Raw genomic sequence first — 13,179 nt, forward strand, 5'->3', positions numbered from 1 at the left:
TCGGGCCGACGAGTTGCGCGCTGTCCGGCCCGCGGTACGCGTGGGCGGGTTCTCGGCGGTGCTGCGGATCGGCGCGCTGCTCACCGTGATCGCGCTCGCGGCCCTGTTGTTCGGGTTGTTCGCACTGGATATCGCGGTGGGCGAGTTCCGGATTCCGCTCGGGCGAGTGCTGGATGTGCTCGGCGGCGGAGGGACTCGCGCGCAACGGTTCGTGATCATGGATTCGCGGCTGCCCCGGGCACTGACCGCGATCGTGGTCGGGGCGGCGCTGGGATCGGCGGGCGCGGTGACGCAGTCGATTCTGCACAATCCGCTGGCCAGCCCGGATCTGCTGGGCATCACCTCGGGCGCGAGCTGCGGTGCGGTCGCGGTGCTGGTCGGGATGGGTGGCGTCGGGACGGGTACCGCCGCGGCGCTGGGAGTTTCGGCGGCGGCATTGGCCGGTGGGCTGCTCACCGCCGTGCTGATCTACCTGCTGGCCTGGGGCCGGACCACGACCGGGGACAGCGGGGTCATGGGATTCCGGTTGGTGCTCATCGGGATCGGCGTGAACGCCGCGCTGCTGTCGGTGGTGAGCTGGCTGCTGACGCGGGCCACGCTCACCGATGCCGCCCATGCCCAGCAGTGGCTCACCGGGTCGCTGAACGCGGCGGACTGGTCGACCCTCGTGCCCGCCGCGATCGGCCTGGGCGTCGCGCTGCTCGTCACGGCCGGATCGGCCCGGACGCTGGCCGCGCTGCGGTTCGGCACCGACACCACACGCATTCTCGGCGTCCGCATCCAGACCCAGCAGGCGATTCTCATTGCCGCCGCGGTCGGTTGCGCCGCGCTGGCCACCGCGGCGGCGGGCCCGCTCGGGTTCGTCGGGCTGGCCGCGCCGCAGATCGCGCGGCGGCTGCTGCACACGCCCGGGGAACCGGTCATCGCCTCGGCGCTGGTCGGAGCGATCGCGGTGGTCGGGGCAGACCTGCTCGCGCGCACCGTCTTTCCCGTCTCGCTGCCGGTCGGCGTGGTCACCGCGGCCGTCGGCGGACCGTTCCTGCTCTACCTGCTCGTTCGCACCAACCGGAAGGCGACACTGTGACTCTCGCGGCGGAAAACATCACCCTCGGCTACGGCGAGCGGGTCATCGTCGACGGGCTGTCGGTGCAGATCGAGCCCGGGCTGATCACGACCGTCATCGGCCCCAACGGCTGCGGCAAGTCGACGCTGCTGCGCTCGCTGGGCCGGTTGCTGCGGCCCCGGTCGGGCCGAGTCCTGCTGGACGGCAAGGCCATCTCCACCATGAAGACCAAGGACATCGCGCGGATCGTCGGCATGCTGCCCCAGACGCCGGTCGCGCCCGAGGGCCTGACCGTGGCGGATCTGGTTGCCCGCGGCCGTCATCCGCATCAGTCCTGGCTGCGGCAGTGGTCGGCCGACGACGAGGCCGAGGTGACCGCCGCCCTGGAACAGACCGGTATCGCGGACCTGGCGGGCCGCACCCTCGACGAGCTCTCCGGCGGCCAGCGCCAGCGCGCCTGGATCTCCATGGCCCTGGCCCAGGGCACCGACATCCTGCTGCTCGACGAGCCGACCACCTACCTCGACCTCGCCCATTCCCTCGAGGTCCTCGACCTGGTCGATCGCCTGCACGACGATCTCGGCCGCACCGTGGTCATGGTGCTGCACGATCTGAATCTCGCCATCCGCTACAGCGACCGCCTCATCGTCATGCACGCCGGCCGCATCGTCGCCCAAGGCGTCCCCGCCGACATCATCGACGCCGAGTTGCTGCGCGAGGTTTTCGGGCTGCGCGCCGAGGTGCTCGAGGACCCGGTGTCGGGGCGGCCGATGATCGTGCCCATCGGCGCCCGGCACGTGCGCGACTCCCGATCCGGAGACATGCCGGCGGATGCCGGGGTATGAGCAATACCACACCAGCAACTCGCCGGTTACGACGGGCTGTAGTACGCATTCCTGTCGTTGTCTCCGTAAACTTGTGGGATGGCAGGTCTTGGTGAACTCGAGAAAGCGGTCATGGACCAGTTGTGGTCGGCCGACGAACCGCAAACGGTCCGGCAGGTCCATGAAGCCCTCGCTGAGCGTCGTGAACTCGCGTACACCACGGTGATGACCGTTCTGCAGCGCTTGGCGAAAAAGAATCTGGTGGTCCAGCAGCGCGACGACCGTGCGCACCGCTACGCGCCGGTGCACACGCGCGACGAACTCGTCGCCAGCCTCATGGTCGACGCACTGCAGCAGGCGGACGAGGTGGGCAGCCGCCGCGCCGCGCTCGTGCACTTCGTCGAACAGGTCGGCGCGGACGAGGCTGCCGCATTGCGCGACGCACTCGCTAAGCTCGAAGCCACCGAGGTGGCACGCAAGGACAAACCCGAGTCCAAATAGCCGTAGCCTCGGCCCGAGCCCCACAACGCAGTGAGCTGAGGACATGGACTGGACAGCGCCGGTTTTCGCCGGTCTCGCCCTGTTATTGGCGGGACCGGTGCCAACGCTGCTCAGCCGGGCCACCTGGCCCTACCGCAGCCCCCGTGCCGCGCTGGTGCTGTGGCAGGCGATCGCGCTGGCCGCGGTGCTGAGCGCCTTCGGTTCCGGACTCGCCATCGCCTCCCGGCTCCTCGTCCCGGGCGGCGACGGCCGTCCGACCACCACGCCCAGCAAGGAGATCGACGCCCTCGGTCTGCCGCTGTGGCTGGGCCTGGTCCTGGTGTTCGCGCTCACCCTGCTGGTCGGGGCGCGGCTGATCTGGTCGGTGATCCGGGTCGGCATCCACACCCGCCGCCGCCGCGCCCGCCACCGCATGCTGGTCGACCTGCTCGATCAGTCCGGTGTGCACCGGAAATCGGCCGACATCCGGGTATTGGCCGCCACCGAGCCGATCGCCTACTGCCTGCCCGGCCTGCGCCGGCGCGTGGTCCTCAGCCAGGGCACCGTCACCAACCTGTCCGACGAGGAACTCACCGCCATCGTCAGCCACGAGCGCTCGCACCTGCGCGCCCGCCACGACCTGGTGCTCGAGGCCTTCACCGCCGCGCACGAGGCGTTCCCCCGCCTGGTCCGTTCCAAATCCGCGCTGGACTCGGTGAAGCTGCTCATCGAACTGCTCGCCGACGACTCCGCGGTCAAGGTCACGGGCCCCACTCCCCTGGCACGCGCCCTGGTGGCCTGCTCCAATTCCCCGGCCCCGCAGGGTGCCATGGCCGTCGGCGGCCCCACCACCCTGATCCGCATCCAGCGCCTGGCCGGTCCGATCGGCGATCTCCGCATCGCCGTCGCCGCCTACCTCGCCGCCGCCGCGATCCTGGTCGTCCCGACCCTCGCCGTCGCGACCCCCTGGCTGGTCGAACTCAGCCGCCTGGTCAGCCGTGCCTGATCCCCACCTACCCGCCCCCGAATCCGGCTCGGGCGCGGCGCAATCCGCCATGCCCCCCTCCGGTTCCGGCCCGGGCGAGAGCCTTCCGCCACCGCCCGCAACCAGCGGCAACCCTTCACCCACTCCGACTTCGACACCCAGTTCAGCCCGGGAGGAAACCATCGCCACCGACTCGTCACCCGCAGCCGAGGCTTCGCCGGCCGACCGAGCGGCCGAAGCCCGCCGCCGGACCGGCGCCCGTGAGAGCGGGCGAGACCAGTGCGACCCGGCTGGGACCACGAGCCCGGTGAACGACCGTGCGGGGGCCGGTTCCGGAGGCGGCGAGGTGCGATTCGCGGATCTGGGACTGCCGCCCGTACTGGTCCAGGCGCTGCGTCGGGGCGGGATCGAAAAGCCGTTTCCCATTCAGGCGGCGGTAATTCCGGACATTCTGGACGGACGCGATGTGCTGGGCCGGGCGGCGACGGGTTCGGGGAAGACCCTGGCATTCGGGCTGCCGATGCTGGTGCGGCTGTTCGGTGCGCCGAGTGCGCCGCGGCGGCCGCGCGGGCTGATTCTGGCCCCGACGCGGGAGCTGGCGATTCAGATCGAGAGCGCGTTGGACGAGCCCGCGCTGTCACTGGGGTTGCGGCTGGCCACGGCGGTCGGCGGGTTGCCGATCAAGAAGCAGGAGGAGCGGCTGGCGCGCGGGGTGGACGTCGTCATCGCGACGCCGGGGCGGTTGACCGATCTGCTCGGGCGGAAAGCGGTGCAGCTGGGCGACATTCGGGTCGTCACGGTCGACGAGGCCGACCACATGGCCGAGCTGGGCTTCCTGCCGCAGCTGACGGCGCTGCTCAACAAGGTGCCGGGCGAGGCCCAGCAGCTGCTGTTCTCGGCGACCCTCGACGAGACGGTCGACGGACTCGTGCGGAAGTACCTGCGGGAACCGGCGACCCATGCGATCGGCACCGTTCCGGCCGCGATGCCGTCGGGGCCGGTGGAAACCGGTGTGACAGACACGGATTCGGGCAGCGAGCTCGGGAGTGTCGCGGCCGGACCCGATATCGCGCACTACGCCCTGCATGTCCGGCGGTCCGACAAGCGGGCGGTGGTCAGCGAAATCGCTGCGCGGCAGGGCCGGACGCTGCTGTTCGTGCGCACCCAGCACGGTGCCGACAAGCTGGCGCGCAAGCTGCGCGAGATCGGGATCGGCGCGGTCGCGCTGCACGGCGGCAAGGCGCAGAACCAGCGCAATCGCATGCTCGCGGCGTTCTCGGACGGGACCGCGCCCGTGCTGGTCGCCACCGATGTGGCCGCCCGCGGGCTGCACATCGACGATGTCTCGCTGGTCGTGCACGTGGATCCGCCCGCGGATCCCAAGGACTATCTGCACCGGACCGGGCGGACCGCGCGGGCGGGCGCGTCGGGCACGGTCGTCACCATCGTCACCCCGGACGATCGGGAGGAGGCCACGCGGCTGGCGGAGCGGGCCTCGGTGACGCTCACCGACGTGGAGGTGCGGCCGGGCGATCGGCGGCTGCTCGAGATCACGGGGGCGCGCCGGCCCAGTGGCCGTCCGGTGCCGGATCCTTCGGCGCCGCCGGCGCCCGCGGCAGAGGCTCCGCGTGAGCAGTCACGGTTCGGGCAACGGCCGAAGGGCGAGAGCCGGGCGCACAACAAGAAGCGCAAGCCGGGCGCGGCCCGACGTTCGTCCCGCTGACGCCAACACGTTTGGACGTTCCTACGACACGCGCGCGAAATCGAGCAGGTTTTCCGGCAAATCGGACGAGATTGAGATTACTCCGAGCCCAAAAGTGGCCATAGCAATCTTTTAGCAAACGACACTTCGGTGGCTCGGCACGGGGATCGGACAGCCTCCGCGTCATTCCCCGCAGGGAATCGCGAACTCGCAGCCGGGCGGTGAACATTTGGGCCATGAGCGAACGAAAGAACCTGCGCTACACCGTCATCGAAGGCACACATGAGGGTGGTTCGAAGTTCACCGACGCCGAAATCCCTTTGGCTGAGCGAACTCTGGCGATCGGAGTGCCCGCCATGGCCGTCGGAGGCATGCCCTCGGCCGCGGGTGTGTCCTTCCTGCGCAGCGCGGGCTTCGACAGTGAGCCGCATCCGGCCCCGGCCCGGCAATGGGTGGTCATGCTGCGCGGCGCGATCGAGGTGACCACCTCCGACGGTGAGCGCCGGCGGTTCGCACCGGGTGATCTGGTGCTGGCCGCCGACACCGAGGGATGCGGTCACACGACCGTCGCGGTGGGCGAACCGCCCTTCGAGGCGCTGTTCATCCCCACCGCGTCCTGAGCTACCGCTCAGAGCAGGTCGGCATTGCCGTCGATGGTCTTCAGCTTGTATTCGAAACGGTCGATGCGCCAGCCCTTTTCGGTCCGCTGCAGACCCAGGACATAGCTGCCGACGAACCAGCGGGTGGTGCCGCCGGTGGCATCGTTCTTCACGTGCACGGCGATGGCGTCGGCGTGCGCCAGCGCGGTGTCGCCGGTGATCTCGACGAGGTGATTGCCGGCCTGGTGGTGAACGGCATCCAGTGCGCCCAGGCCGGTGGCCCAGGCGTCGGCGATGTCGGCGCCGGGCTGCGGGCCGGCGGGTCCGCCGAAGCCGTTGTCGAAGAACACCTCCTCCGCGAGCACCGACTCGCGCAGGTCGGCCCAGCGGGCCTGGTCGCAGTAGACGAAGAGTTTGGTGATGGTGTCGCTGACATCCAGTCGATCGGCGAGCGCCGCAAGATCGGTCACGAATGCCAACCTAGGAGACCCCGCTGGCACCCGCCTGGCATTTTCCCCGCTCAATAGCACCGCGAACTCTCAGCATTCAGCTACCATGGTCCAACGTGCAGTTTCTTCCCGGGCAGACTCCGCCCTACGACCTGACCTACGACGACGTCTTCCTCGTCCCCCGCCGGACGGATGTGGCGTCCCGGTTCGATGTCGATCTCTCCACCACCGATGGGACCGGCACGACCATTCCGCTCGTGGTCGCCAATATGACAGCCGTCGCCGGCCGCCGCATGGCCGAGACCGTCGCCCGCCGAGGCGGCATCGTGGTGCTGCCGCAAGATCTTCCGATCCCCGCGGCCTCCGACACCATCGCCTTCGTCAAGAGCCGCTCGCTCACCGCCGACACCCCCGTGGTGCTCGATCCCGATCAGTCGGTGTCCGACGCGCTGGCCCTCATCCACAAGCGCGCCCACGGCGCGGTCGTGGTGGTCGAGCACGGCAAGCCGGTCGGTGTGGTCACCGAGGCCGCCTGCGGCGACGTGGACCGCTTCGCCCGCCTGAGCGTGGTCGCCGACACCAACTTCGTCAGCGCCCCGGCCGACAGCTCGCCGCGCGACATCTTCGACCTGCTCGAGGCCGAGCACGCCCACCTGGCCGTGCTGGTCAATGCCGACGGCACCCTCGCGGGCATGATGACCCGCACCGGCGCCATCCGCACCGGCATCTACACCCCCGCCGTCGACGCCAACGGCCGGCTGCGTATCGCGGCCGCCATCGGTATCAACGGCGACATCCCGGCCAAGGCCAAGGCCCTGGTCGACGCGGGCGCCGACGTCCTGGTCATGGACACCGCGCACGGCCACCAGCAGAAGATGCTGGAGGCGCTGGCCTCGGTGGCCGCGTTGGATCTGGGCGTGCCGCTGGTCGCGGGCAATGTGGTCTCCGCCGACGGCACCCGCGATCTGATCGCGGCCGGCGCGGACATCATCAAGGTCGGCGTGGGCCCCGGCGCCATGTGCACCACCCGCATGATGACCGGCGTGGGCCGCCCGCAGTTCTCGGCCGTGGCCGAATGTGCCGCGGCCGCCAAGGAATTCGGCAAGCATGTGTGGGCCGACGGCGGCGTGCGCCACCCGCGCGACGTGGCCCTGGCCCTCGCGGCCGGCGCGTCCAACGTGATGATCGGCTCCTGGTTCGCGGGCACCTACGAGTCGCCCGGCGACCTGCGCGTCGACCGCGACGGCAACCGCTACAAGGAGTCCTTCGGCATGGCCTCCAAGCGTGCCGTGGCCGCCCGCACCGCCACCGACTCGGCCTTCGACCGGGCCCGCAAGGCGCTGTTCGAGGAGGGCATCTCCTCCTCGCGCATGCGCCTGAACCCCGAGTGCCCGGGTGTGGAGGACCTGATCGACCACATCACCTCCGGTGTGCGCAGCTCCTGCACCTATGCCGGCGCCCGCACCATCGGCGAGTTCCACGAGCGCGCCGTGCTGGGCGTGCAATCGGCCGCCGGTTTCGCCGAGGGCCGGCCGCTGCCCTCCGGTTGGTGATCACCATCGGTTAGTACTGCACATCCCGAACCCGGCGGGTCCCTCTCGGATCCGCCGGGTTTCGCGTGTGTGGGGCCCGGCCCTGCGGCGATACGGGGCCGCCGCCGGGTGTGATACGGCCCCGCCGTGCGGAAACCCTGGAAGCCGCCCGGTAGCATGGCGTGACCGGGACCCAAGAAATGGGTATCCGTGGCGTATCTCCGCCAGCAACCCCTGCGAAAGGAACCAGTTGTCACCCGCGTCCAAGGGCGCTTCACAGGAGGGCTCCTCTACCGAGCCGGGTGACGAACCCGGCTTCCCCGCAATACCGGCTTCGGAAACGGCCAGGTGGTGCTGACCGTGTCGGCCCTGCTCACCGTTCTCAGTCTGCTCGGATTCATCGCTCTGACCGCCGGCACGGCTCTGTTCGTCGCCGCCGAATTCTCGCTCACCGCCCTGGAACGCTCCACCGTGGAGGCCCACGCCCGCGACGGCGACCGCCGGGCCCGGCAGGTGCGGCAGGCGCATCGCACGCTCTCGTTCCAGTTGTCGGGTGCCCAGCTGGGCATCACCATCACCACGCTGATCACCGGTTATATCGCCGAGCCCGTGCTGGCGCGGCTGCTGGAGCCGATGTTCCGCTCGTTCGGGGTGAGCGCCGGTACCGCACAGGGCATTGCGCTGGCGCTGGCACTGCTCATCGCGACCTCGCTGTCCATGATCTACGGCGAGCTGGTGCCCAAGAACATCGCCATCGCCAACCCGCTGTCCATGGCACGGCTGACCGCCGGGCCGATGATCGCGTTCTCCACCGTGTTCAAGTGGATGATCAATTTCCTGAACGGGGCCGCCAACTGGGCGGTGCGCCGGCTGGGCGTGGAGCCCGCGGAGGAACTCCGTTCGGCGCGCTCGCCGCAGGAATTGGGTTCGCTGGTGCGGACTTCCGCACTGCACGGGGTGCTGGATCAGCGCACCGCGCAGGTGGTGGATCGCTCGCTGCAGTTCGGTGAGCGCACCGCGGAGGAACTGATGACGCCGCGCATGACGATCGAATCCCTCGATCGGGACTGCACTCTCGCCGATCTGGTCGACGCCGCCCGCGAGACCGGTTACTCCCGGTTCCCGGTCATCGACGGCGATCTGGACAACACCCTGGGCTTCGTGCACGTGAAGCAGACCTTCGTGCATCCGGCGAAGGATCGCCGCAGCATCAAGCTGAAGACGATCGCCCAGCCGGTGCCGATCGTGCCCGCCAGCCTCGACGGTGACGAGGTGCTGGAGCGGGTGCGCCGGGACGGCATGCAGGTGGCGCTGGTGGTCGACGAGTACGGCGGCACCGCCGGCATCGTCACCATGGAGGACCTGATCGAGGAGATCCTCGGCGACGTGCGCGACGAGCACGACGAGGAGGAGCTCGATGTGCGCCGCACCCCCAACGGCTGGAACTGCTCGGGCCTGCTGCGCATCGACGAGGTCTCCCGCACCACCGGTTACGACGCGCCCGAGGGCGAGTACGAGACCATCGGCGGCCTGGTGCTGACCCGGCTGGGCCGGATCCCCGAGGCCGGCGACGAGGTGCTGCTGCCGCAGCCCGGCAACCATCAGCTGGAGCAGCCGCACACCAAGGGCGGCTGGATCGCCCGGGTGGAGCGGATGGACGGACGGCGCATCGACCGCGTCCTGATCCGGCCGGTCGACGCCGAGGCCCTCGCGACCTGGGAGCACAGCCATGGGTGATCTGTACGCCGTCCTGCTCACGCTGGTGCTGCTGCTGGGCAACGCGTTCTTCGTGGGTGCGGAGTTCGCGCTCATCTCCGCGCGCCGCGACCGGCTGGAAGCGCTTGCCGCGCAGGGCAAGCGGAGCGCCAACACGGTCATCGAGGCGGGTCAGAACCTGTCGATGATGCTGGCGGCCGCGCAGCTGGGCATCACCATCTGCTCGATCCTGCTGGGTCGCGTGGGTGAGCCTGCGGTGGCGCATCTGCTGGAGAAGCCGTTCGATCTGGTGGGCGTGCCGGATTCGCTGCTGCATCCGATCTCGTTCGCGCTGGCGCTGACCATCGTGGTGATCCTGCACATTCTGCTCGGCGAGATGATTCCGAAGAACATCGCGCTCGCGGGGCCGGAACGATCGGCGCTGCTGCTGGTTCCGTTGCATCTGATGTGGCTGCGGCTGGCGAAGCCGTTGATCGCGATCTACAACTTCGCGGCCAATATCACCCTGCGTGCCCTGCGGATCGAGCCGAAGGACGAGCTGGACTCCACGGTGTCGTCGGTGGAGCTGGCCGAGATGTTCGGCGAGTCCCGTTCGGAGGGCCTGCTGGACGAGGAGGAGCATCGCCGCCTCACCCAGGCACTGGGCTCGAGCGACCGGATCGTCGCCGATGTGATGGTGACGCTGGCCAAGACCCGCTCGGTGCCGCTGCGCGGGGACGGGACCACGCTGGGCGATATCGAATCCGCCGTCGCCGAGACGGGATTCTCCCGGTACCCGGTGCGCGCGGACGACGGTTCCCTGGTCGGCTACCTGCACGTCAAGGACGTGCTCGATCTGACCGCCGACGACAGTGCGGGCCCGGGCACCCCAATCCCCCGCACCGATATCCGCCCGCTGCCCACCGTCAGCATGGGCACCACCCTGTTCGAGGCGCTGGCCCGCCTGCGCCGCACCAACTCGCATCTGGGCCGCGTGGTCGACAGCCGCGGCAACACGGTCGGCATCGTGGCCCTGGAAGATCTGGTGGAGGAGTTCGTCGGCACGGTCCGCGACGCCACCCACCGCCTCGCCGAATGATGAACGCACGCACCGGTTCCACCGTGTCATCCGGACCCGAATGGCTGTCCGGCCCCGCTTGGCGGGGCCGGGCGGCCGCCCACCGCGACCGCGTCGACGCCCTGGTCGGCCCGTATCTCGAACGCCGGGCGGCCGGTTCGAAACACCCGGTGATCGATTTCCTGTTCACCTACTACGGCCACAAGCCCGCCCAACTCCGAAAGTGGCATCCGGGCTTCGGCGTTGCACTCGCCGACGCCGACGACTACGCGGGTTCCCGCGGCTACCACCAGATCTCGGCCACCGGCCCCGCCGGTGCTCCGGCCTCCGGCTGGACCGCCGATCCGGCCTTCCTCGAAAAGCGCCGCGATACCCTCGAATTCGTCGCCCGACTTCTCGCGGCCACAGCCACCCGTCCCGCCCAGCTCTCCTGCTTCGGCCTCCACGAATGGGCGATGGTCTACCGCACCGACGATGTCCGACACCAACAGGTCCCCCTCCGTCTGGGCCCCCAGGGCACCGACGCCGTCGTGGAGTCGATGCAACTGCGCTGCACCCACTTCGACGCCTTCCGGTTCTTCACCCCCGAAGCGGGCCCCCGCAACCTCGAATCCCTGACCCGCGAATCACAGATGGACCGCGAACAACCGGGTTGCCTCCACGCCAACATGGACATCTACAAGTGGGGCTTCAAACTGACCCCCTTGATCTCGTCCGATCTGCTGTTCGACGCCTTCGAACTGGCCTGCGCCGCCCGAGAACTCGACATGAAGGCCAGCCCCTACGACCTCCTCGATTACGGCTACGACCCCATCCGCATCGAAACCCCTTCCGGCCGAGCCGAATACGTCCGCGCCCAGGCCGACGTCGCCACCCGCGCCGAGCTCCTCCGCACTCGCCTCCTCGACGCCTGCCGAGAACTGCTGACCGGGGTGATCACGACCCCGTCGTGAAGCGGAGGCGCGGTGGGTCTATTCCGCAGTCGCCCTCAGATCGGCGAAGTTCGGCGTACCGGGCTCGTTCGGCAATCTGGTCACACGCGCGACGAGGCTGATCGCGTGGTACCAGCCGCACAGGAGCACGAGATCCAGCAACTGCCGCTCGTCGAACTCCTTCGCCAGTTCGCCCCACAGACCGTCATCGATATCGCCATCGTCGTGCAAGGAGTCGACCGCGCGGATCAGCAGGCGTTCGGATTCGACTGTCCAGCAAGGATCGTCGGGCCCGCCGTGGGTGAGCGAGATCTGCTGTTCCGGGGTGAGCCCGGCACGCCCGGCGAAAACCGCGAGGTGCACACCCCACTCGTATTCACAACCGCAGCGGGCGGTGGTCCGGTCGACGACGATCTCGCGGTCGCGAAGGCTCAGTGACAGCTCCCTGCTCAGCTCATAGCCTCCCCAGCCATGCATCGCGGTGGCCATGGGCAGGTTCTTGACGAAGAGCCGGAACAGGCCGATCGGGGCCGCGCCACCGGGCATCATTCGGGCCAGCAGTGAGCCGGTTTCCTGGGCGTACGGCGGCTCGAGAGGTTCGATTCTGGACATCCCAACTCCCATGTTTCGGAAATAGAAACACCCCGGATGCTAGTGTTTCGATATTCGAAACACAAGGAGTGCGATGGGAGTCCCACGACCCGGAAGACCGGTACACGGTTCCTCGACAGGACGCCCGCTGATGGCGGCCCTCGACCTGCTCGGACGGCGGTGGACCCTGCGCATCATCTGGGAACTTCAGGACGGTCCGGTCGGAGCGCGGGGTCTACTCGCTCGATGCGAGGGACTGTCGTCCAGCGTGCTGTATCAACGCCTGAGGGAACTCACGGAGGCCGGGGTGCTGCACGCAGACGAGGACGGGTACGCGCTGACTCCACTGGGTGCCGCATTGCGCGGCGCACTCGGCCCACTCGACGCCTGGGCTGACACTTGGGCCGAAACCCATTCCAGCACAACCTGACTCGTTAAGCACTGCGACCATCGCGTTGGCATATGCGTGATCATCAGGAAGGCCGCGCGAAGGGGACGGCAGCCAACGCTTCAGTCGGTGACGGGGTGGATCTTGAGGGTGCAGGTGTAGACGGCGGTGTCGATGACGCGGGTGTCGGTCGAGTTGGGGGCTGTTACTTCGGTTTTGACGACTTTGGGGTCGGGTTTGTTGTAGGGGCCGCAGGAGGTGCCCTCGGCGATGGCGTGGGCGGGATGACCGGATTTGACCACCACGGTGGGTGGGGTGTCGGTGCCGGCGGGGAGGCCGCCGATGTAGCCGCTGGGGGTGCGTTCGGCGTGGATGACGGTGCCGGTGTCGGTGATTTCGTCCAGGCCGGGGTAGCCGGTGAGGGTGCAGGCCCGGGACGGGTCGGCGATGGAGAAGGTGAGGGTTATGCCGTTGTGACTCATGGCGGCGCCCATGCTCTGCGCGGCGACGTCGACCTGGCCGGAGGCGCACGCGGGGATGGGGGTGTCGGTGGGTTGCGCGGCCGTGGAGGCGGGAGTGCCGGTGGCCGGGCCGCCACCAGAGTTGCCACCGCCCTGGTTGCCGCCCGACGAGGTGCCGCCAGGGGTCGGCGCGGCGGACGGGGTGGAGGGGGTGGAGCTCGAGCAGCCGGTGGCGGCTGCCAGCACGGCGCAGGCCAGTAGTGCTGTGAATCCCGTTGTGCGCATGAGTCACCCATCCCCTTCGATCGCCTGATGTTTCGAAATCGACGGGCTGATCAGGTCTGTTACGCACTGCAACAAGGGATTTGCCCTGGTTCCTGGGTCGATCACCCCGACTTGC

14 protein-coding genes are annotated in these 13,179 nt (G+C 69.2%); 11 read left to right on the forward strand and 3 right to left on the reverse strand.

The window, feature by feature from the left end; translation table 11 throughout:
* Positions 1 to 40: 40 nt before the first annotated feature.
* The 6 genes from ACQP1O_RS26595 (at position 41) to ACQP1O_RS26620 (ending at position 5,674) form a co-directional block, all read left to right on the forward strand.
* The gene (locus ACQP1O_RS26595; RefSeq protein WP_433561177.1) at positions 41 to 1,084 is read left to right on the forward strand and encodes a FecCD family ABC transporter permease; all 1,044 of its coding nucleotides are present in this window, start codon (positions 41 to 43) and stop codon (positions 1,082 to 1,084) included.
* Complete coding sequence (locus tag ACQP1O_RS26600; protein ID WP_433561178.1) at positions 1,081 to 1,908, forward strand: ABC transporter ATP-binding protein; 828 nt, start codon at positions 1,081 to 1,083, stop codon at positions 1,906 to 1,908. Before ACQP1O_RS26595 ends, ACQP1O_RS26600 begins: the two co-directional genes overlap by 4 nt.
* Positions 1,909 to 1,986: 78 nt before the next feature.
* Positions 1,987 to 2,388 carry a BlaI/MecI/CopY family transcriptional regulator gene (locus ACQP1O_RS26605; protein ID WP_354831823.1) on the forward strand — a complete coding sequence of 134 codons (402 nt, stop codon included), beginning with the start codon at positions 1,987 to 1,989 and terminating at the stop codon, positions 2,386 to 2,388.
* A 43-nt stretch (positions 2,389 to 2,431) separates the two neighbouring features.
* Complete coding sequence (locus ACQP1O_RS26610; protein WP_433561179.1) at positions 2,432 to 3,373, forward strand: M48 family metalloprotease; 942 nt, start codon at positions 2,432 to 2,434, stop codon at positions 3,371 to 3,373.
* Positions 3,374 to 3,659: 286 nt separating this feature from the next.
* Positions 3,660 to 5,075, forward strand: coding sequence for a DEAD/DEAH box helicase (locus ACQP1O_RS26615; RefSeq protein ID WP_433561180.1), 1,416 nt, complete (start codon positions 3,660 to 3,662; stop codon positions 5,073 to 5,075).
* Between the two features lie 215 nt (positions 5,076 to 5,290).
* The gene (locus tag ACQP1O_RS26620; protein ID WP_433561181.1) at positions 5,291 to 5,674 is read left to right on the forward strand and encodes a hypothetical protein; all 384 of its coding nucleotides are present in this window, start codon (positions 5,291 to 5,293) and stop codon (positions 5,672 to 5,674) included.
* Between the two features lie 8 nt (positions 5,675 to 5,682).
* Here the strand turns inward: ACQP1O_RS26620 and ACQP1O_RS26625 are convergent, their stop codons facing one another.
* Positions 5,683 to 6,123: a nuclear transport factor 2 family protein gene (locus tag ACQP1O_RS26625; RefSeq protein WP_433561182.1), complete on the reverse strand. Its 441-nt coding sequence runs from the start codon at positions 6,121 to 6,123 to the stop codon at positions 5,683 to 5,685.
* Between the two features lie 95 nt (positions 6,124 to 6,218).
* Between ACQP1O_RS26625 and ACQP1O_RS26630 the strand changes: the two genes are divergently transcribed.
* The 4 genes from ACQP1O_RS26630 to ACQP1O_RS26645 all read left to right on the forward strand — a co-directional run bounded on the left by ACQP1O_RS26630 (position 6,219) and on the right by ACQP1O_RS26645 (position 11,360).
* The gene (locus ACQP1O_RS26630; protein ID WP_433561183.1) at positions 6,219 to 7,655 is read left to right on the forward strand and encodes a GuaB1 family IMP dehydrogenase-related protein; all 1,437 of its coding nucleotides are present in this window, start codon (positions 6,219 to 6,221) and stop codon (positions 7,653 to 7,655) included.
* Positions 7,656 to 7,994: 339 nt separating this feature from the next.
* Complete coding sequence (locus tag ACQP1O_RS26635; protein WP_433567803.1) at positions 7,995 to 9,371, forward strand: hemolysin family protein; 1,377 nt, start codon at positions 7,995 to 7,997, stop codon at positions 9,369 to 9,371.
* Complete coding sequence (locus tag ACQP1O_RS26640; RefSeq protein WP_379402004.1) at positions 9,364 to 10,428, forward strand: hemolysin family protein; 1,065 nt, start codon at positions 9,364 to 9,366, stop codon at positions 10,426 to 10,428. Before ACQP1O_RS26635 ends, ACQP1O_RS26640 begins: the two co-directional genes overlap by 8 nt.
* The gene (locus tag ACQP1O_RS26645; RefSeq protein ID WP_433567804.1) at positions 10,428 to 11,360 is read left to right on the forward strand and encodes a 3-methyladenine DNA glycosylase; all 933 of its coding nucleotides are present in this window, start codon (positions 10,428 to 10,430) and stop codon (positions 11,358 to 11,360) included. The genes ACQP1O_RS26640 and ACQP1O_RS26645 overlap by 1 nt, the downstream gene beginning before the upstream one ends.
* Before the next feature lie 18 nt (positions 11,361 to 11,378).
* On the opposite strand, the gene ACQP1O_RS26650 is transcribed toward ACQP1O_RS26645, so the two are convergent.
* The gene (locus tag ACQP1O_RS26650; RefSeq protein ID WP_433561184.1) at positions 11,379 to 11,951 is read right to left on the reverse strand and encodes a carboxymuconolactone decarboxylase family protein; all 573 of its coding nucleotides are present in this window, start codon (positions 11,949 to 11,951) and stop codon (positions 11,379 to 11,381) included.
* Between the two features lie 130 nt (positions 11,952 to 12,081).
* Here ACQP1O_RS26650 and ACQP1O_RS26655 point away from each other — a divergent pair, with 130 nt between their 5' ends.
* On the forward strand, positions 12,082 to 12,360 hold the full coding sequence (locus ACQP1O_RS26655; protein ID WP_433561185.1) for a winged helix-turn-helix transcriptional regulator: 279 nt from the start codon (positions 12,082 to 12,084) through the stop codon (positions 12,358 to 12,360).
* 80 nt (positions 12,361 to 12,440) lie between these two features.
* Here ACQP1O_RS26655 and ACQP1O_RS26660 read toward each other — a convergent pair whose 3' ends face one another.
* Positions 12,441 to 13,064, reverse strand: coding sequence for a DUF4232 domain-containing protein (locus tag ACQP1O_RS26660; RefSeq protein WP_433561186.1), 624 nt, complete (start codon positions 13,062 to 13,064; stop codon positions 12,441 to 12,443).
* Positions 13,065 to 13,179: the final 115 nt, after the last annotated feature.

This window comes from Nocardia sp. CA-151230, from assembly GCF_050942175.1.
Lineage (GTDB): Bacteria > Actinomycetota > Actinomycetes > Mycobacteriales > Mycobacteriaceae > Nocardia.